At 57.1% G+C, this 18,519-nt stretch carries 17 protein-coding genes; 12 read left to right on the forward strand and 5 right to left on the reverse strand.

Annotated features, from left to right (window positions below):
- Nucleotides 1-44 precede the first annotated feature (44 nt).
- The 4 genes from ACIO0C_RS16695 to ACIO0C_RS16710 all read left to right on the forward strand — a co-directional run bounded on the left by ACIO0C_RS16695 (nucleotide 45) and on the right by ACIO0C_RS16710 (nucleotide 3,920).
- Entirely contained in the window at nucleotides 45-977 is a 933-nt protein-coding gene (locus ACIO0C_RS16695; protein ID WP_401313843.1) for an ABC transporter substrate-binding protein, read from the forward strand.
- A 29-nt stretch (nucleotides 978-1,006) separates the two neighbouring features.
- Complete coding sequence (locus tag ACIO0C_RS16700; protein ID WP_401313845.1) at nucleotides 1,007-1,978, forward strand: FecCD family ABC transporter permease; 972 nt, start codon at nucleotides 1,007-1,009, stop codon at nucleotides 1,976-1,978.
- A gap of 116 nt (nucleotides 1,979-2,094) precedes the next feature.
- The gene (locus ACIO0C_RS16705; protein ID WP_401313847.1) at nucleotides 2,095-3,048 is read left to right on the forward strand and encodes a FecCD family ABC transporter permease; all 954 of its coding nucleotides are present in this window, start codon (nucleotides 2,095-2,097) and stop codon (nucleotides 3,046-3,048) included.
- The gene (locus ACIO0C_RS16710) at nucleotides 3,045-3,920 is read left to right on the forward strand and encodes an ABC transporter ATP-binding protein (RefSeq protein ID WP_156386272.1); all 876 of its coding nucleotides are present in this window, start codon (nucleotides 3,045-3,047) and stop codon (nucleotides 3,918-3,920) included. Before ACIO0C_RS16705 ends, ACIO0C_RS16710 begins: the two co-directional genes overlap by 4 nt.
- Before the next feature lie 364 nt (nucleotides 3,921-4,284).
- Here ACIO0C_RS16710 and ACIO0C_RS16715 read toward each other — a convergent pair whose 3' ends face one another.
- The gene (locus ACIO0C_RS16715) at nucleotides 4,285-4,833 is read right to left on the reverse strand and encodes a hypothetical protein (RefSeq protein ID WP_401313849.1); all 549 of its coding nucleotides are present in this window, start codon (nucleotides 4,831-4,833) and stop codon (nucleotides 4,285-4,287) included.
- 798 nt (nucleotides 4,834-5,631) lie between these two features.
- On the opposite strand from ACIO0C_RS16715, the gene ACIO0C_RS16720 reads away from it, so the two are divergent.
- The 4 genes from ACIO0C_RS16720 to ACIO0C_RS16735 all read left to right on the forward strand — a co-directional run bounded on the left by ACIO0C_RS16720 (nucleotide 5,632) and on the right by ACIO0C_RS16735 (nucleotide 11,387).
- Entirely contained in the window at nucleotides 5,632-6,969 is a 1,338-nt protein-coding gene (locus tag ACIO0C_RS16720; protein WP_401313851.1) for an MFS transporter, read from the forward strand.
- Nucleotides 6,970-6,994: 25 nt separating this feature from the next.
- Entirely contained in the window at nucleotides 6,995-8,257 is a 1,263-nt protein-coding gene (locus ACIO0C_RS16725; protein WP_056854694.1) for a gallate dioxygenase, read from the forward strand.
- A gap of 137 nt (nucleotides 8,258-8,394) precedes the next feature.
- Nucleotides 8,395-9,642, forward strand: a complete 1,248-nt coding sequence (locus ACIO0C_RS16730; protein WP_401313854.1) for an OprD family porin — start codon at nucleotides 8,395-8,397, stop codon at nucleotides 9,640-9,642.
- A gap of 119 nt (nucleotides 9,643-9,761) precedes the next feature.
- Nucleotides 9,762-11,387: a methyl-accepting chemotaxis protein gene (locus tag ACIO0C_RS16735; protein ID WP_401313856.1), complete on the forward strand. Its 1,626-nt coding sequence runs from the start codon at nucleotides 9,762-9,764 to the stop codon at nucleotides 11,385-11,387.
- 80 nt (nucleotides 11,388-11,467) lie between these two features.
- On the opposite strand, the gene ACIO0C_RS16740 is transcribed toward ACIO0C_RS16735, so the two are convergent.
- Entirely contained in the window at nucleotides 11,468-12,694 is a 1,227-nt protein-coding gene (locus tag ACIO0C_RS16740) for a LysR family transcriptional regulator (protein ID WP_401313858.1), read from the reverse strand.
- Between the two features lie 157 nt (nucleotides 12,695-12,851).
- Here ACIO0C_RS16740 and galB point away from each other — a divergent pair, with 157 nt between their 5' ends.
- The 3 genes from galB to ACIO0C_RS16755 are packed head-to-tail and all read left to right on the forward strand — an operon-like array spanning nucleotide 12,852 to nucleotide 15,396.
- A complete protein-coding gene (gene galB, locus ACIO0C_RS16745; protein ID WP_253397357.1) occupies nucleotides 12,852-13,586 on the forward strand; it encodes a 4-oxalmesaconate hydratase in 735 nt (244 codons plus the stop codon).
- On the forward strand, nucleotides 13,583-14,299 hold the full coding sequence (locus tag ACIO0C_RS16750) for a 4-carboxy-4-hydroxy-2-oxoadipate aldolase/oxaloacetate decarboxylase (protein ID WP_056854689.1): 717 nt from the start codon (nucleotides 13,583-13,585) through the stop codon (nucleotides 14,297-14,299). Before galB ends, ACIO0C_RS16750 begins: the two co-directional genes overlap by 4 nt.
- Before the next feature lie 2 nt (nucleotides 14,300-14,301).
- A complete protein-coding gene (locus ACIO0C_RS16755; RefSeq protein ID WP_401313860.1) occupies nucleotides 14,302-15,396 on the forward strand; it encodes a 4-oxalomesaconate tautomerase in 1,095 nt (364 codons plus the stop codon).
- Between the two features lie 104 nt (nucleotides 15,397-15,500).
- Here ACIO0C_RS16755 and ACIO0C_RS16760 read toward each other — a convergent pair whose 3' ends face one another.
- The 3 genes from ACIO0C_RS16760 to ACIO0C_RS16770 are packed head-to-tail and all read right to left on the reverse strand — an operon-like array spanning nucleotide 15,501 to nucleotide 17,492.
- The gene (locus tag ACIO0C_RS16760) at nucleotides 15,501-15,986 is read right to left on the reverse strand and encodes a MaoC family dehydratase (RefSeq protein ID WP_401313862.1); all 486 of its coding nucleotides are present in this window, start codon (nucleotides 15,984-15,986) and stop codon (nucleotides 15,501-15,503) included.
- Nucleotides 15,986-16,849 (reverse strand): 3-methyl-2-oxobutanoate hydroxymethyltransferase, encoded by an 864-nt coding sequence (gene panB, locus ACIO0C_RS16765; RefSeq protein WP_401313864.1) that lies wholly within the window; start codon nucleotides 16,847-16,849, stop codon nucleotides 15,986-15,988. The genes ACIO0C_RS16760 and panB overlap by 1 nt, the downstream gene beginning before the upstream one ends.
- A 25-nt stretch (nucleotides 16,850-16,874) precedes the next feature.
- A complete protein-coding gene (locus ACIO0C_RS16770) occupies nucleotides 16,875-17,492 on the reverse strand; it encodes a LysE family translocator (RefSeq protein ID WP_056854685.1) in 618 nt (205 codons plus the stop codon).
- 147 nt (nucleotides 17,493-17,639) lie between these two features.
- Here ACIO0C_RS16770 and ACIO0C_RS16775 point away from each other — a divergent pair, with 147 nt between their 5' ends.
- The gene (locus ACIO0C_RS16775; protein ID WP_008004522.1) at nucleotides 17,640-18,092 is read left to right on the forward strand and encodes an Lrp/AsnC family transcriptional regulator; all 453 of its coding nucleotides are present in this window, start codon (nucleotides 17,640-17,642) and stop codon (nucleotides 18,090-18,092) included.
- Nucleotides 18,093-18,519: the final 427 nt, after the last annotated feature.

Below are 18,519 nucleotides of genomic sequence, written 5' to 3' on the forward strand. Positions count from 1 at the left end.
TAGAATTGCGCTCATCTTCTACATGCGCTGCTTCGGACTTTTCATTGAACTTCTTGCTGGTCTCTTCACGCTTCGCGTTTGCTCGGTGTTTCATGGCCGCAGTCGTTTCTATTAGCTTGTGGTGCGATGTCGTGACAGCGGCAGAGCGGACTCTGGATACCGCCTACGGGCTGGTCAGAATCAACGGAGTGCCTAAAAGAGTCGTAACACTGGGGGAAACTGCGCTCGACGCCAGTTTGACTCTTGATGCTCATCCCTTGGGGGCGCTGGCGGCTCGAGGCGGTAGTCAAGTGCCGGAGTATCTTCAGGAAAAGGCAGGGCACATCGAATTGGTCGGCAGCGTACGCGAACCTAACCTTGAAGCGGTGTTGGCATTGGAGCCAGATCTAATCCTGGCTACCAATGACTTATCCAAGCAACTCTTTGACCAGCTCAGCCTTATTGCACCAACCGTGATTCCGAAAGTGGGCAGCATGGATGACTGGCGAGCCTCGTTCCGCCTTTATGCGCTTGCGCTGGACAAGCAAGCCATGGCCGAAGAACGTCTGAAGGATTTCGATCATCAGGTTGAGAGCTTGCGCCAGAGCATCGCAACCGGGCAAAGCGCAACGGTGTTGCGCTTGAATCCTCAAGGGCCGATCTTGATGTCGGCCCAAGTCTTCGCCGGTCAAATACTCGCAAGCCTCGGCTTTTTACCAAATGAGCTGGCTGTCTCGCTCAAGCATCGCCCGCACAGTGACATCTTGAGTCTCGAAAACCTTACTAAGGCCGATGCCGATTGGATCTTCCTAGCAACCCTGAACGCCGATGGCGATAAAGCGCTGGATGAAGTCAGCGGGCAACCGGTTTTCGCACAACTGAAAGCGGTAAAGGACGGGCACGTAGTCAGCGTCGACGGGCAAGTATGGAGTAGTAGCGCGGGTTATATGGCGGCCGAGCGTATTCTTGCGGATATCGCGAAGGCATTGGCCCTCTGATGCCGGAGCGTTCGCGACACCTCGCACCCATGTTGTCGGTAGCTGGCGTCGGGTTGGTGCTGCTGTGCCTGATCAGCCTACTGATCGGTGCGGGTGATGTCGGCGCCTGGCGAAGTTTGGAAACCCTATTCGGGCAGGGGGATGAGCAATCCAGGTTTGTCATTTATGGCCTGCGTTGGCCGCGTACCGAACTTGCCGTCGTGGTGGGAATCGCGTTGGGCGCAGCAGGCGTGCTATTGCAGTCCGTCACCCGAAACACCTTGGCCGAGCCTGGACTTCTAGGTGTCAGCGCCGGTTCATCCTTTGCAGTGGTCGTGGCGATTAGCCTAGGTACTTCGGCCTCATCTCTCGCTTTCAGTGTTGCCGTGGTCGGCGCATTAATCGGCTGTTTGCTGGTCATGGCTGTCTGCCGGCTTCGTGGCGTAGGCAGTGATCCCGTTCGACTGATTTTGGCTGGTGCGGCGTTTTCCGGGTTTCTCAGCGCCCTGAGTGGTCTGTTGCTGCTCCGGGATCAGCGTACCGCCGACGAAATGCGTTTTTGGGTGATTGGCTCTCTGGCTGGTCGGCCTGTCGAAACACTCTACGCAGCGCTACCGGGCTTGACTTGCGGACTGATATTGATGCTACCTTTGGTTCGCCCATTGGCGGCGCTGGCCTTGGGAGAGGCGTTGGCCAGCAGCCTTGGCCATCATCCACAGCGAGTGCGTCTGGGGGTGTTGATCGTGGTCGCGATGCTGGTCGGAACGGCCAATGCCGCAGCTGGCCCGATTGGATTTCTGGGGCTTATCGTGCCCTTCATGGCTCGCCGAATGGTGGGCAGCGACATTCGCCAGACACTTTGGTTAAGCCTGTTGCTCGGCCCTTCGGTGCTTCTGGGGGCCGATATCGTGTCACGCCTGTTGGTACGCCCTTATGAATTGCCCATCGGGGTCGTCACCGCTTTCATTGGCGCACCTGTACTCATAGCAACGGTGCGCGCGCAGCGTCTGCCGATCCTATGAAATCAATGGTCGTACGTCGTCCCTCACATAGGGCTCCCGCCGGTTTTTGGCTGTTGCGCCTAGGCCCTTGGACTCAGTTGGTATCGCGCCGTTCGTTTGTCGCGGGAGCACTTCTTTTGCTGCTATTGGCATGCGCCTGTCTGGTCTCACTGACCTTCGGTGGCAGTCGGCCAATACCTGTCAAGGACGCGCTGCTCGTCCTGGCAGGCCAGGGAGATGCCGTCAGCCGGTTACTGATCAATACGCTTCGAATGCCGCGGATACTCGCGGCTGTGTTGACCGGCGCCGCCTTGGGCGCCGCCGGCTGCCTGATGCAAACCTTGGCGCGCAATCGACTGGCTACTCCTGGAATTGTCGGATTGGACAATGGCGCCACGGCTTTTGCGGTGGCTTCCATCGTGGCAACGTCCACTAGCCTGTTGCCCTCGATTCTGGCTCTTTCCGGAGCGGCCACTGCAGCTGTTTTGACGTTCGCTCTGGCGTCTGGCTCGGGTTCACGGGGCTATCGTTTCATCGTTACGGGTATCGGCGTCGGCGCGATGTTCAGCGCACTAACAAATCTCATGCTCTCCCAAGCCCCTATAGACGCTGCCAATCGCGCCTACCCGTGGACGGTAGGCAGCCTGAATGGGACGTCGGCCGTTGCCATTAGGGCGCTCGCGGCAGGATTGTTCTTTGGCTTGCCCTGGGCCTGTCTGCTGGGGCGCCAGTTGGCTGCGATGGGTTTTTCTGAACGGGTGTCTATCAGCCTCGGCGTGCGCCTGGGCGCTTTGCGCATGACGACGTTGGCGGCGACAGTTTGGCTTACAGCGTTGGGCGTAGCGGTGGCCGGCCCGGTAGGACTGGTGGCGCTGATCGCACCGGAAATAGCGCGTTATCTTGCCAGGCAGCGTGGTGTCCCGGTTTTGAACTCGGCCTGGAGCGGGGCGCTGCTGATGGTGGTCGCCGACTGTGCAGGTCGCAATATCCTGTCCCCCATAGAGGTGCCTGTCGGTATCGTGATGGCCATCATTGGCGGCCCTTATCTGATATGGATTGTTTTGCGCCAACCTGATCGGAGAGTCCAATGAAGCGATTCGAGTTACCGTGCATCGGCGACGCCATGGCCACTCTGGAAACGCGCGATCTGTATCTCGGGTACGGACGACGCATGGTGGTCAATGGCCTGAATTTGCACATTCCGCAAGGACAGGTGACGGTCATCGTCGGCCCCAATGGCTGTGGCAAATCCACTTTGCTCGCTGGCCTCGCGCGGCTCAATAAACCACGCAGTGGCGCCGTCTTGCTCAACGGTCTGCCAATTGGTTCATTGCCAACCCGCGACGTAGCCCGGTTATTGGCCCTGCTACCTCAGGACGCAAGTGCGCCAGAGGGGATAACCGTGAATGAGCTCATCCGGTTTGGCCGGCAACCGCATCAGGGCTTGATGCGCCAGTGGAGCTCCAAGGATCAACTGATCGTAGAAAATGCATTGCACGCCGCAGACCTTGTCGAGTTGGCAGACTGTGCGCTCGAATCCATGTCCGGTGGACAGCGACAACGCGCCTGGATTGCGATGGCAATCGCCCAGGACACGCCTTTGCTGTTGTTGGACGAGCCAACTTCAGCGCTGGATTTGGGTCACCAGATAGAAGTCTTTGAGCTCGTTCGCCAACTGACCAATGCCGGCAAGACGGTGGTCATGGTTCTGCATGATCTTTCCAGCGCGTGCCGATATGCAGACCATCTGGTGGCAATGAAGGCGGGGCGTATTGTGATTGAGGGCGCTCCAGACACAGTCGTGACTTCTGCTCTCATTGAAGAGCTTTACGGAGTGAGTTGTGTACTGTTGAAGTGCCCCCAGACAGGCACGCCTGTTATCACCGCGATTCAACCGCTACCGCATAAGCAGCAGAAGCAGCAAGGTCAGACAGAGTTCTTGGCTGAAGAGTTTCAGAGCTGATCGAGACTGCCAGTAAGAGCCTCAAGCAAGTACCACAAGGCTCTGTTGCGCAGAGATTAATGTTTTCTCTAGATGTAATGGGGAGCGGAATGATCAAGTGGGTAGGGAAGCGACAACGGTCGACTTCTTTCTGTAACTAATGACCTTATGGGATGTTTGCTGCCGGACTCAAGGTGATCGGGCCCGGAAGAGTAAACCGAGAGAACCTGGCGTCGTATCAACGGCCCAAACAGATCAAGCTGTTACTTAAGGACATTTCCTTCAGGGGCGGTGAACCGGCGCAAGGCGAAAACCCGGTTCTCCGCCGCCTGAAGGTCGAACGCTTTCAAGCTACCGATAGATCAGTCTTAACGGGTGCTCCGAACTACGCGCCCGGGCACGACGCCATCAACCTCTTCACGGTTAGTGCGAGTGATACCGTGAAGAAGAAGTGCGACATGAAGCCGCCAATGATGACGACAGGGTCGTAGTAATTTGGATGATTGTCCGAAGCAATGGCGATAGCCACGTGCATCACGATCCACGCGATGATGGCGTAGAACAACGCGATGAAAGTCGCTTCATATCCACGGCGGCGGAAATACGGCCAGATGAGAGCAAACAGGACGCCCCATCCGATTGCGAAGAAAAAATGAATCGCAGTGCCGAGAAGATAGGCCCATGGGCCGAGCGCCTCTTGAACTTCCTTGCCGAACACGAGACCTGTCGCGTTACGCGGAATGCCGGCGAGCGGCATCAGATGTTGTACCCCAACCCAAATCAGGGCCTCGTAAATCCAGATGATTACCGCGCCAGTCAGGCCGCCAATCACACCGGCGCGAATTAAAGTTCTCAGATTCTGCTTATCTGAGTTCAACGTCGACCCCGTGTTGACATCGTTGTCGCTCATGCTGAAACCTGTTTCGTGACTCATGCTTTCACCTTCTTATTGTTGTAAAAAAACTACAGAGCTGGACTGCCTAATAGCCTAGCGCTGGGGCTGACTGTAGGCCGCAGGTCTCTGCTACACCTCTGGGAAATGCTTAAGCAGGTATCGTTTTTCTTTATCGGGTGATTTTGAGCTTTGTGTCAGCTTCTCTAGCAAACAACGTGGGTGATTGAATCTGCGACCCGTGCCGAGAATCGGGCAAGAAGAACTTGGCCTAATGCTGGCGGCGGGCTGCCAGCCAGAAACTTGGCTTATCCTGCGCCTGCAACTTCTCGCGATTGGCGCGACGGTTGGCAAAGGGATAAACACAGTGCGAGCACGCAGCACCTGCGACCATCTGCGCAAATGCGGTTTCGGCACTCCAGGGCTGTGGTGTCGTGGCGCCATTCGCGCAATTGCTCATGGGGCAGCGATAACCAAGCAGCATTAGAGCGCCTGTTTATGTCATGCGCTCATAGATTGCCTGTTGAGTTGCGATGCTGAAGTTGCCGGAAGAGTCGGTTGCCACGAAGACATCCAAAACGCTCTCCGAAGCAGGCAGCGCGGGAAACAATACGCTGGTGCCTGTGATCATGCTGGCACTGATTAGCTGTTCGCGAACCATTGCGTTGATTACGCCGTCCTTGCGTGCCCGATAAGAAAAACCGATACCTGCTTAAGGATTTCCTAGAGGCGGGGCGAGCACTTGCGGCTTTACAGTCATGCCTAGTATCCGACTGAGTGAAAAGGTCTTTTCATTCCCGAGCCTGTCGGATGGTCTACAAAAATAAGAAGGTGAAAAGCATGCGTCACGAAACGGTCGATATCAAAGCGTGGATCGACAACCGCCCGGTTGCCGGCTATCAGTGGCTCATCATGAGCCTGTGTTTCTTCATTGTGCTGTTCGATGGCTTTGACGTCGCGGTCATGGGTTTTATCGCGCCTTCGCTGATTCAAGATTGGGGCCTGTCCAAAGCGGCCTTTGGCCCAGTCATGAGTGCCGGCATGGTCGGGTTGGCCATTGGCGCCCTGACGGCTGGCCCCTATGCTGATCGCCTAGGGCGCAAAAAAATACTGCTGTTCGCCGTTACTGGTTTCAGTTTGTTGAGTCTTGCTTGTGCATTTGCCAGCAATCCTTACGAACTGGCGGCCTTGCGTTTGTTGACGGGTGTGGCTTTGGGCGCAGCGCTGCCCAATACCACAACACTGCTTTCAGAGTACCTGCCAGAGCGCAACCGGTCGTTGTTCATTACCATCATGTTTACCGGTTTCAACATGGGGTCGGGGTTGGGCGGTTTTTTGGCGGCCTGGCTAATTCCGCACCACGGCTGGCAATCGGTGCTCCTGGCTGGTGGAATCCTGCCGCTGGTGTTGTTGCCGTTCCTCTGGCTGCTGTTGCCCGAATCCGCACGTTTCCTGGCAACGCGTAATGCCCCCGCCAGCCAGATCGCCCGAGTGCTGAACAAACTGGGTGGCACCTTTTCGGCCACCACAAAATTCACCATGACCGAGCCTCAGGCTCAGCATAAGGCGCCCGTGCGCATGCTCTTCAGCGAGGGCTTCCGGTTTGGCACCGTCGCGCTATGGATGACTTATTTCATGGGCCTGTTGGTGATCTACCTGACCATGGGCTGGATGCCGACGCTTTTGCGCGAAGGTGGTCTGTCCATCGAGCGCGCGGCGACTATTACTGGCCTGTTCCAGATCGGCGGCACGGTCGGCGCAATTGTGGTCGGCTGGGCTATGGATCGGCGTAATCCAAACCGTGTGATTGCAACGGCCTACGCGATGGGCGGTGCGTTCATCCTGCTACTGGGAGCATTCAGTCTCGAGTCAAGTCTGTTGGCATTCGGCGTAGTGGCGGCTGGATTCTGTATGAGCGGTGCGCAGACCGGACTCAATGCTTTTGCTCCCGGCTACTACCCAACTGATTTTCGCGCTACGGGTGTGAGCTGGATGCTGGGGATCGGTCGCTTCGGGGCTATCTTTGGTTCTCTCATCGGTGGTGCAGTGCTCAGCCTCGGGTTAGGTCTGCCGTTGCTGTTTACCCTGCTGAGCGTGCCGGCTTTCATCGCTGCACTGGCAATCCTGGCCAACGGTCATGCTCGGCGACGGGTACATAAGGCTTTGCTGACGCAATAATTTACTTCGAACAAAGGAACTCATCATGGCACGCATCATCGGTGGCCTCGCTGTATCGCACACACCAACCATCGGCTTTGCCGTCGATCACGAAAAACAGAATGAGGCGGCCTGGGCGCCGATCTTCGAAGGCTTCGAACCGATCAAAGTCTGGCTGAAGGAGCAACAACCGGATGTGTTGTTCTACATCTTCAACGACCATGTGACCTCGTTCTTCTTCGACCACTATGGCGGGTTCTCCTTGGGAGTCGATGAGCATTACGAGGTGGCGGATGAGGGCGGTAATCCGCGCTTGCTGCCCGCGGTTGGCGGACATGCGGCGCTGTCGCGGCACATTGGTCAAAGTCTGATGGCCGATGAGTTCGACATGAGTTTCTTCCGTGACAAGCCACTGGATCATGGCTTTTTTTCGCCGATGTCTGCACTTTTGCCGTGCGAACCTGAGTGGCCGGTAGAAATCGTGCCGCTACAGGTCGGCGTGTTGCAGTTCCCGATCCCCAGTGCCCTGCGCTGCTACAAGCTGGGCCAGGCCTTGCGCCGTGCCATTGAAAGCTATCCCGAAGATCTAAAGGTGGCCATTGTCGCGACCGGTGGGGTGTCCCATCAGGTGCATGGCGAGCGTTGCGGCTTCAATAACCCGCAATGGGATGAGCAATTTGTTGATCTGCTGGTCAACGACCCGGTGCGCCTGACCGAAATCACCCATGCCGAGTACGCCACCCTCGGCGGAATGGAAGGCTCTGAAGTCATCACCTGGCTGATCATGCGCGGTGCGCTGTCGGCCACGGTGAAGAACCTGCATCAGGACTACTACCTGCCGTCCATGACGGGTATCGCCACGCTGTTGTTGGAGAATCAGGACAGGGAGGTGCCCGTCGAAGTCACGACGCGTCACTTGCAGCATATGCAGCATCAGTTGGCGGGTATCGAAAAACTGGAAGGCACCTACCCGTTCACCTTGGAGCGCAGCGCCAAGGGCTATCGCCTGAACAAATTCCTGCACCGGATGATCGAGCCGCAATGGCGCCAACGATTTCTTGAGGCACCGGAGGCGCTGTACGAGGAGGGTGGCTTGAGCGAAGAGGAATGCGATCTGCTGCGACGTCGTGACTGGCGCGGTCTGATCCAGTACGGGGCGATTTTCTTTGTGCTGGAAAAACTCGCTGCTGTGCTCGGCATTCCAAATCTGCAGGTCTACGCAGCAATGCGTGGGCAGACCCTTGAGGAGTTTATGAAGACCCGCAACCAGCAGGTGCTGTACTCGGTGGCGGGCAAAACCTCTCGCTGATCCTCAGGGGCGATCGCTCCGTTAGTTCTCGGCGACCTTTTCCGGGTCGCCATCACCCATTTTTCGCTTGATCCCAGTGTGCCCGGCAAATAAGGGCGCAGGGCATTTCTTTACCCAAAAATCGGAAAACAATAACAATGAAAATCACCGTTAATCGCCGAATCGCTTGCTCGCTGGCTGTTGCTTGTACGGCACCTCTGGAAGTTCAGGCCGCAGGTTTCATCGATGACGCCAGCGCGAACCTGAACCTGCGCAACTTCTACATCAACCGCAACTTTACCAATCCGGCTTACCCGCAAGGCAAGGCCGAAGAGTGGACGCAGAGCTTTATCCTCGATGCTCGTTCGGGTTTCACCCAGGGCACGGTGGGATTTGGCGTAGATGTGTTGGGACTCTATTCGGTCAAGCTTGATGGTGGGCAGGGCACCGGTGGTACGCAGCTATTGCCACTCGATAGCGATGGGCGTCCTGCCGATGATTTCGGCCGCTTGGCGGTCGCCGGGAAAATGAAAGTGGGCAAAACCGAACTGAAGGTCGGTGAGTGGATGCCGGTATTGCCGATCCTGCGTTCCGACGATGGCCGTTCGCTGCCGCAAACCTTCCGTGGCGGCCAGATCACCTCGCAGGATATCGATGGCCTGACCCTGTACGGCGGTCAGTTCCGGCAGAACAGCCCACGCAACGATTCAAGCATGGACGACATGTTCATGCAGGGGAAAACCGCGTTCACGTCCGATCGCTTCAACTTCGTCGGCGGTGAATACAGCTTTAACGACAAGCGCACCATGATTGGCCTGTGGAATGCCGAGCTCAAGGACATCTATCAGCAACAGTATCTGCAACTGGTACACAGTCAACCGCTCGGCGCCTGGACGCTGGGGGCAAACCTGGGTTACTTCTGGGGACGCGAGGACGGCAGTGCCCGCGCCGGCGACCTAGACAACCGCACCGCCTCAGCGCTGCTCTCGGCCAAGTACGGTGGCAACACCTTCTACGTCGGCCTGCAAAAGCTCACCGGTGACAACGCATGGATGCGGGTCAACGGCACCAGCGGCGGTACCCTGGCCAACGATAGCTTCAACAACAGTTATGACAACGCCCGAGAGAAATCCTGGCAACTGCGCCACGACTACAATTTCGTTGTCCTTGGCATCCCCGGCCTGACTTTGATGAACCGCTACATCAGCGGGGAAAACGTGCACACAGGCAGCATCACCGATGGCAAGGAGTGGGGACGTGAGTCCGAGCTGGCCTATACCGTGCAGAGCGGCACCTTCAAGAACCTCAACTTGCGCCTACGTAATTCCAGCATTCGTCGGGACTACAGCAGCAATGAGTTTGATGAGAACCGTCTGATCATCAGCTATCCATTGAGCCTGCTCTAACGCCTTGGCAAGCAGATTCGCCCCACAGGTGACCATTGTCGTTCACGAAGTCGTGTACGACATCAATCCCCTGCGGGTGCGAGCCTGCTCAGCCGCAGTCACTACTTGGAGCTCGTCAAATGTTCCCTGATCTTAAAATCCGCACCGGTATGATCACGGTGCTCGTACTCTTCATCGCGGCATTGCTCTTCTTGACCCAGAGCAGTTGGCGGGCGGCAGTCACCAGTCACGACGAGATCATCGAGTTGAACAGCGCCACTATTGTCATCGACGGCGTAAACAATTCGCTGCTATTGGCTACCCGAACCAGTGCTAACGTCTCTTCGGCGTTCATAGAAAGTATGGGCGGCCACGTTGAGGATGCACAAGCGCGTCTGTTGCGTAGCGAGGGTATCTGGGCGGAAAGTATCGCCAAGCTCAACGCTGCCGCCGACGCCATTAAAGATCCGTTGCTCAAGGGTATGGCCGACGAACTCAAGGTCTGCTTCGACAAGTTCGGGGCTGCCGTTGTCGGCCAGCGCGCAGCGGTGCGTGCTTTGTCGGCCGCAGATTACATTGAGTCAAATAAAGCGGCCGTTGATGGCATGGCCAAGCTGCAGGCGGTACGCCTAAAGCTGGTTGGCGAGCTGGAAACACGAAGCAAGCAGATCATTGTGCAATCAGTTGATCGGCTGAAAATGGCGCAGACCGTGGCAGCTACACTGGGCGTTATTACATTGGCCATGGCCATCCTGTGCTGGGTCTTTATCGCTACCCGTGTATTGCGGCCCTTGCGCGATGCAGGTCAACATTTTCGACGTATCGCAGGTGGCGATCTCACTCAGCCTGTGACCGTTCCTGGCCGTAACGAAATTGGCGAACTCTTCGTCGAGCTTCAGCGCATGCAAACCAGCCAGCGCGTCACCCTGGATCTGATCACCGGTTCCGCGACCCAACTGGCGTCAGCTGCACAAGAACTGAATGCTATAACAGGAGAAAGCAATCGTGGGCTTCAGCAGCAGAACCAGCAATTGGAACAGGCCGTCACGGCAGTCAACGAAATGACGAGCGCCATCGAAGAGGTGGCTCGTAACGCCGTGTCGACTTCGCAAACGGCCGCTGCCTCCGACAACCTATCGAAAAAGAGCCGTCAGCAAGTCCACGAGAATATCGAGGGAACCCAATCGATGACAGCCGATATCCAGGGCAGCGCCGAATGCATTCAAAATCTGGCTCATGAAGTGCGAAACATTAGCAAAGTACTGGACGTAATACGGTCGGTTTCCGAACAGACCAACCTACTGGCGCTCAATGCTGCCATTGAAGCAGCACGCGCCGGTGAAGCCGGACGTGGTTTTGCGGTGGTGGCCGACGAGGTACGGACGCTGGCATACCGGGCGCAGGAGTCGACTCGTGAAATCGAACAGATCATTGCTAGCGTGCAGAGCACAGCCGAACAGGCGGTTGGAGCTATGCATGCTAGTTCGTCTAAAGCACAGGTGGCGCTAAACATGACTCAAGCGAGCGGTGTAGTGCTGGAAGAAGTATTCGCTGCCATCGGCCAGATCAATGAGCGCAACCTGGTGATCGCGAGCGCAGCGGAAGAACAGGCGCAGGTGGCGCGTGAAGTGGACAGCAATCTCCTCACAATCCGCGACCTGTCGGCGAAATCTTCGGAAGGTGCGCAACAAACGAACACTGCCAGCAAGCAGCTGACACAGCTTGCGGAGGAGTTAAGCGGGCTGGTAGGACGCTTTCGCACGTGACTATTGGTAGTTTCCCCGTAAATGGGCAAACTCAAACTATTTCATTGAGCTTCCTCGCGAAGCAGTGCTCCAGGCACATATTAGGTTGGTGACGGGCCTGAACCACTGCCTGCCTCAAGGATCACCCGGCGAATCGTATCCATCAGGGCTTGAGCCACCGGAGAGTGCAGGCAGCCGCTACGATAAGTCAGGCCGATGGCCCGGGTAGTTTGCCTCAGCTCCAGCGGCAGGATGCACAATTCGCCCGAGGCAATCTCATGTTCCAGCTGGTGAGTGGACACTGCGGCGAGCATGTCCGAACGCAATAACAGTCCACGAATGATAGACATGTCGCCGCTTTCCACCATCGGTCGGGGCGGCGCAATCCCGAACCGGGTGAAGCACTCGTCGAGCATCTGCCGGGCGGGCGATCCGGCGCGAGGCAGTACCCACTGGGCGGCGCTGAGCTCATCTTGCAAAGCCGTTTTTAGATAGAGCGGGTGATCACGCCGCGCCACCACTACCATTTCCTCCGTGAGCAACACTTCACCGCTCAGGTCGCTGGCGTAGGCCTGCGGCCGTAGGGCGCCAAAAATGAAGTCCACATCGCCGGCTCGCAACTCGGTCGCCAGCAGATCGAATGGGCTTTCGTTGGTGATAACTTGGGTCGCAGGGTGTTCGGCCATCAAGCGCACGATGGCCTCGGGCAAAATACGCGTACGACCCAAGGGTAGGGCACCGACATGTACCACGCCTTGCAGGTCACCGCGCATTGCGGTGATATCGGTCTCGATATGGCGCAACTCGTTCAGCGCCCGACGGATCGGAAAGAGGATTTCATGGCTGACACGCGTCGGCTGCAGTCCGCGAGGTGTACGCTCGAACAATGATTGGGCACAGCCATTTTCCATGACCTTGATGGTCGAGCTGATCGCCGGCTGGCTCAGACCAAGCAAGCTGGCAACGGTCTGCATATGGTGGGTTTCACAAAGTTTGACAAAAACTTGCAGGCGCCTGTTCTGGAACAGGTAAAGCGGTTCGACAGCACGCTTCTCCCCACTACCTAGTAAGCGTGGCACGCTTTCGAGCTCGGCCAGTACCCGACGCGCCCGAGGCAATAGCCGCGCACCGTAATCGGTCAAACGCATACCGTTGGCATGACGTTCAAACAACGGTACATCCAGCCGGGCTTCCAATTCGGAAATAGACCGGGTGACCACCGACTGCGCCCGGAACAGGGCCACAGAAGCCTTCGAAACGCTGCCATGGTCGGCGACTCTGACGAAGGCTCGCACCTGCATCAGGCTGGGAAGTTCATTGGTCTCCATGGGAAGCGTGCTCTACATATCGATGTTTAAGTCTGACTATGCATCGCCCATTGGCTGTAGGCAATAAAAAAAAAGCATACCTCGAAAACTCTAACGCATTTCTACCTCAGTGGTTCGCGGTGCGATGCTCTTTCGAAACGCAGGAGGAGAATCCGCAATGAACGAATCACCAAAAAACGCGCTGGTCGTCAGCGCACACTCTGCCGATTTCGTCTGGCGTGCCGGTGGTGCCATCGCGCTGCATGCACAGCAGGGTTACAACGTGCACATCGTCTGCTTGTCCTTCGGCGAACGCGGTGAGTCCGCCAAGCTGTGGCGCAAGGGCGAGATGAGCGAAGGCAAAGTCAAAAGCGCTCGCCGCGAAGAGGCCCAGGCCGCCGCCGATATCCTGGGTGCCAGTGTCGAGTTTTTCGATATCGGCGACTACCCGATGCGTGCCGACAAGGAAACGCTGTTTCGCCTGGCCGATGTGTTCCGCCGGGTTCAGCCCGAATTCGTGTTGAGCCATTCGCTGAAAGATCCTTACAACTACGATCACCCGCTTGCCATGAACCTGACCCAAGAGGCGCGTATCATCGCCCAGGCCGAAGGCTACAAACCGGGTGAGAAAATCGTCGGCGCACCACCGGTCTACAGCTTCGAACCTCACCAGCCCGAGCAATGCGAATGGCGCCCTGACGTGTTGCTGGACATCACTTCGGTCTGGGACAAAAAGTACGCCGCCATCCAGTGCATGGCCGGTCAGGAACACCTCTGGGAGTACTACACGCGCGTTGCCCTGCAGCGTGGTGTGCAAGCCAAGCGCAACGTAGGGATCACCTCCAGCCGCGACATCATTTATGGCGAGGGCTACCAAAGCATCTTCCCGCGCGTGACGGAGAATCTGGGATGAGCGAGTTGATCGGAAAAACCGGTGTTGTCGTGCGCAATATCGCCAGGGCCGACCAGGTGTTGGTCGATGAATTGCGGCGCTTCGGTGTCGCGACCGTCCACGAATCTCAGGGGCGAAAAGGCCTGCTGACGTCTTCGATCACACCAATACAACGAGGCACAGTGATCAGTGGCTCGGCGGTCACGGTGCTGGTGGCACCGGGCGACAACTGGATGTTCCATGTGGCGGTGGAGCAGTGCCGCCCCGGCGATATCCTGGTGGTCGCCCCCAGTTCGCCATGCACCGACGGCTACTTCGGCGACCTGCTCGCCACTTCGCTCAAGGCTCACGGCGTGCGTGCCCTGGTGATCGATGCCGGCGTGCGTGATACCCACACGCTGCGCGAGATGGGGTTCCCGGTTTGGTCTCGCGCCATCAGTGCTCAGGGCACGATCAAGGAGACCCTTGGTTCGGTCAATCTGCCACTGGTATGCGGCGGTCAGTTGGTCAACCCAGGTGACGTGGTGGTAGCCGATGACGATGGTGTGGTTATCGTGCGTCGCGGCGAAGTGCCCCAGGTTGTCGAAGCCAGTCGAGCGCGTGCCGATCTGGAAGAGCAAAAGGCCTTGCGCTTGGCGAAGGGCGAATTGGGGCTGGACATCTACAACATGCGTGCACGCCTCGCTGAAAAAGGGTTGCGGTACGTCGACAGTCTTGACGATCTCGGAGATTGAGCATGAGCCAGACACGCATTCCTTGCCTGTTGATGCGCGGTGGGACGTCGAAAGGGGCTTATTTCCTTGCTCAGGACTTGCCAGATGAGTCGGCACTGCGAGACCGCGTCTTGCTGGCCGTCATGGGCTCGCCAGATGCGCGCCAGATCGATGGCATCGGTGGCGGCGACTCGCTGACCAGTAAGGTGGCAATCATCAAGCCGTCCAAGCGTGTCGAAGCTGATGTTGATTACCTGTTTGCCCAAGTGTTGGTGGAGGAGCCGCGAGTCGATTATGGCCAGAACTGCGGCAACATCCTCACCGGTGTCGGCCCGTTCGCCATCGAACGCGGACTGGTGGATGTGACGGGTGATGTGACTCCGGTGCGTATCTTCATGGAGAACACCGGGCAGATTGCGATTGCGCATGTGCCTACCCCCAATGGTGCCGTTTGCTATACCGGTGATGCGCGAATCGACGGAGTTCCCGGCGGTGGTGCGCCGTTGATCGTGGAGTTCGAGGATGTCGCCGGCTCCAGTTGCGGTGCTTTGTTGCCGACTGGCAATGCAGTGGATCTGTTCGACGGCGTTGAAGTCACTTGCGTGGACAATGGCATGCCAGTGGTGCTGATCCGAGCCGAAGACCTCGCTTTGAGCGGCTATGAGAGTCCGGCACAACTGGATGCCAATACTGAGTTGAAAGCCCGCCTTGAATCGATCCGCGTGCAGGCCGGCCCGCGCATGAACCTCGGCGATGTTAGTCAGCGCAACGTGCCCAAAATGTGCCTGATTGCACCGGCACAAGCCGGTGGGGCGCTTAGCACCCGTACATTCATCCCTCATCGTTGCCATACCAGCATTGGAGTGTTCGGTGCGGTCAGTGTTGCCGCTGCCTGCTTGATCGAGGGCAGTGTGGCTTCACGTCTGGCCAGGGTGAAGGATGGAGACGTTAAGCAAGTTTCGGTGGAACACTCGATGGGCGAGTTCACCGTGGAACTGCGTCTGCACAATGGCCAGTTGGTCAGTTGCGGGCTGATGCGAACGGCAAGGTTGTTGTTGGATGGAGCCGTATGTGTTCCGGCGAATTTGTGGGAGGGCCGGGGCCCATCTCGGCGATAACACTTAGCGAAATGAAAGACATGGTGCCGACGGGCTGCGCCCTGTGCAGCCGCAGTCGGTACCCAGCAGCTAAAGTCGGACACCCACCCATCGATGGCAAGCAATCACCCGACAAAGTGTTTGACTCCATTGGTTGGATCTCCATCAGCGAGCATCTGCTTCAAGCGCTGACGTTCCTCAGTCCCAGGCAGTACGCCAGTCGTCTTCGCCTCCAGCACGGTAATGCCCTCTGCGTTCAGTATTCTGACTTCTGCTTTTGCGCGACCGCGCTCATCGATATCAACGATGAGCCAGTGGCAGGTGATCTCGTCTCCCGCATACACGGGACGTTTAAACTCGAAACTCATTCCTGTAGCGAGCCAACCAATTTGCCCACCCACTTCGGTGACGAGGCTGGCCGTCAGCAAGCCATGGGCAATGGGGGCCTTGAACCCACGCAACTCTGCGTAGCGTGTGTCGCAGTGAACCGGATTGTAATCGCGAGAGATTTGCGCGAATCGGCAAATATCGTCCTCTGTAAAACAGCGGACTACCGTGAATCGGTCTCCGACCTCAAGACCTTCGGCTGCACGCTCTCTTGGACTTTTCATCACAACTCCCTGGACGGTGAGGGCTGGGCCTGAAAAGTATGTTCAGGGCCTGGAAATGTTCCAGCATTCACCTCAAGCGCAAAGTCCCTCGCTGCCGAGTGAAGTACTGATCGAAGATCTGCGTATTGTTTGACGAATCGCGGCAGACGGCCGCCGCGCAGTCCGGCCATGTCCTGCCAGACCAGCACCTGGGCATCGCAATGCTTACCCGCGCCAATCCCGACAGTCGGAATTGAAATGGCTTCCGTGATCGCTCGACCGACGTCACCAGGCACCATCTCAATCAGAACAGCAAAGGCACCAGCGGCCTCAAGCGCTTTGGCACTATCAATCAGGCGCTGCGCATCTTCGCCTCGGCCCTGGACGCGGTAACCGCCCAGCTGATGTTCCATCTGAGGGGTAAAGCCAATGTGCGCCATGACCGGTATGCCTGAGTTCACGAGCTTCTCGACCTGCGGCAGCATTTCGATCCCGCCCTCGAGTTTGACCGCATGCGCACCGCCTTCTTTCATGAAGCGCACCGCTGTATGGAAGCACTGTTCCGCAGATGCCTGATAGGAGCCGAATGGAAGATCGGCGATCACCAGTGCCCGTCGGGTCGAACGGCTGACCGCACGAATCAGAGGGATCATTTCGTCAACGGTGATCGATAGCGTGGATTCATTACCGTAGACATTGTTGGATGCAGAGTCGCCGACTAACAGGACGGGTATTCCCGCTTCCTCGAAAATGGCTGCGGTGTACATGTCATACGCAGTGAGCATCGCCCATTTCTGGCCCTCCATTTTCATTTGTTTCAGGTGCGGAATTCGCACTCGGGTCGCCGGTTGGGCGTTGCCATACGGCGAAGGCTGATCGCTCATGATGTGGTCTCGCGGAAAAATTGGATTAACTGAACATCTGCTCGCTGAGCAGAATGACTGCGATGATGATCATGGCCGCGCCGGAAAAACGACTGACGAATTGAGCTGCAGCTGGACGTGCCCGCAGTACCACCTGCGAGCCAAATCCGACCAGCAGATAGATCACGCCGCAACTGAAGGTGTGGATGAGCCCCAGCGCAATCATTTGCATCGGCACAGGCCAGGCAGCGGTGGCGTCGGTGAATTGCGGTAAAAGCGCCAGGAACAGCAGGAACACCTTCGGATTCAGCCCGCTCACGCAAAGCCCCTTGATCGCCCAGCGCGTCCAGGATCCCGATGTCTGAACTTCATCAGAGTGTGGTGTAGCGGGGTGCGCAAGCATATTCAGGCCCAGCCAAAGTAGATAGCCCGCCCCGGCAACGGTCAGTACGGTCAAGGTAGTGGGGTGGTTGGCCACCAGCGTGCCGACACCGCCGGCAACAATCATGGTTGCGATCAAATGGCCGGACAACAGCCCACCCACGGCGGGTATGACCACTCGGCCCTTTAGGCCTGCCGAAATTGCATAGGCCCAATCTGCGCCCGGGGTTATGACGAATAAAATCGACACTGCCCAAAAGGCAACGAAAACGCTCAAGGTCATGGTGCTATCCACCCCTGCTGCTGACATCCCGCGTACTGCATCGTCCCGCTCCGGTAATTATTGGTGCAAGGAAGAATAATGAATTCTTGTTAGAATTTACTTCCAAAGGTAATCAGCTAGTCGCTATTAGTGGGGAGATTTTTCTAAATGGACAGGATTGATCGCAAGATTCTTTCTGAACTGCAAAAGGACGGTCGCCTTTCAGTCACCGAACTCGCCGAGCGCGTTGGGCTGAGCCTTTCCCCTTGCCATCGACGGGTACGCGCACTGGAAGAGTCGGGTGTGCTGCTCGGCTATCGAGCACAGCTTGATCCAGGCGCATTAGGCCTTAACTTTTCCGCCATGGTATTTGCCACGTTGCGTGAAGGTGACAGGCAAGCGGTCGAGGCATTCGAGAGAGCACTTGTTGATATCCCTCAAGTGGTCGACGCTCAACGACTATTTGGCGAACCCGATTACCTGTTGCACGTCATCACTCAGGATCTGCCTGCGTTTCAAAGGCTCTACGATGAGAGTCTTTCGACGCTTCCCAACGTGCAACGTCTGACCTCGACGCTGGTTATGAAACGGGTCGTTCAGGACAGGCCTCTTCCTTTGTGATTGTGGGTGGGTTGAGCGTCAGGTTTGGCGGGCCGCCTCTTGAGCGAGTTTCAGTGAGAACAGAAGGAAAACAGTCAGCAGGCCAGCGATGAACAGCCCCACACCCAGCCAGTGAGCATGCTGCCAAAAGCTCCTCCCCAAGTACCCACCGCACTGGCACCTGCATAGAAGAAAATTTGATAAAGGGAAGTTGCTTGTCCTTTTGCAGTCTTCGCACATCGCCCAATCCAACTGCTGGCAATGGCATAAGAGCCAAAAAAACCGAAGGTGAAAGTCAGTTGTGCCAATGACGAAGGAGTAGAGGTTGTTCACTAGGGTGAGCACCACGCCAATCAATGTCAGGAGAATGATCTTCCAGAACACTTTTGGTCGACCGACTCGGTCTGCCAAAGAGCCAATTTTGGCCGAGCTATACAAAAGACAACAG

Origin of the sequence: Pseudomonas sp. NPDC087336, from assembly GCF_044744285.1 — a bacterium.
GTDB lineage: Bacteria > Pseudomonadota > Gammaproteobacteria > Pseudomonadales > Pseudomonadaceae > Aquipseudomonas.

Coding starts and splice junctions, on each gene's coding strand:
- ACIO0C_RS16700 (WP_401313845.1), top strand. CDS start 1,007: ATGTTGTCGGTAGCTGGCGTCGGGTTGGTGCTGCTGTGCCTGATCAGC.
- ACIO0C_RS16710 (WP_156386272.1), top strand. CDS start 3,045: ATGAAGCGATTCGAGTTACCGTGCATCGGCGACGCCATGGCCACTCTG.
- ACIO0C_RS16715 (WP_401313849.1), bottom strand. CDS start 4,833: ATGAGTCACGAAACAGGTTTCAGCATGAGCGACAACGATGTCAACACG.
- ACIO0C_RS16720 (WP_401313851.1), top strand. CDS start 5,632: ATGCGTCACGAAACGGTCGATATCAAAGCGTGGATCGACAACCGCCCG.
- ACIO0C_RS16725 (WP_056854694.1), top strand. CDS start 6,995: ATGGCACGCATCATCGGTGGCCTCGCTGTATCGCACACACCAACCATC.
- ACIO0C_RS16730 (WP_401313854.1), top strand. CDS start 8,395: ATGAAAATCACCGTTAATCGCCGAATCGCTTGCTCGCTGGCTGTTGCT.
- ACIO0C_RS16735 (WP_401313856.1), top strand. CDS start 9,762: ATGTTCCCTGATCTTAAAATCCGCACCGGTATGATCACGGTGCTCGTA.
- ACIO0C_RS16740 (WP_401313858.1), bottom strand. CDS start 12,694: ATGGAGACCAATGAACTTCCCAGCCTGATGCAGGTGCGAGCCTTCGTC.
- galB (WP_253397357.1), top strand. CDS start 12,852: ATGAACGAATCACCAAAAAACGCGCTGGTCGTCAGCGCACACTCTGCC.
- ACIO0C_RS16750 (WP_056854689.1), top strand. CDS start 13,583: ATGAGCGAGTTGATCGGAAAAACCGGTGTTGTCGTGCGCAATATCGCC.
- ACIO0C_RS16755 (WP_401313860.1), top strand. CDS start 14,302: ATGAGCCAGACACGCATTCCTTGCCTGTTGATGCGCGGTGGGACGTCG.
- ACIO0C_RS16760 (WP_401313862.1), bottom strand. CDS start 15,986: ATGAAAAGTCCAAGAGAGCGTGCAGCCGAAGGTCTTGAGGTCGGAGAC.
- panB (WP_401313864.1), bottom strand. CDS start 16,849: ATGAGCGATCAGCCTTCGCCGTATGGCAACGCCCAACCGGCGACCCGA.
- ACIO0C_RS16770 (WP_056854685.1), bottom strand. CDS start 17,492: ATGACCTTGAGCGTTTTCGTTGCCTTTTGGGCAGTGTCGATTTTATTC.
- ACIO0C_RS16775 (WP_008004522.1), top strand. CDS start 17,640: ATGGACAGGATTGATCGCAAGATTCTTTCTGAACTGCAAAAGGACGGT.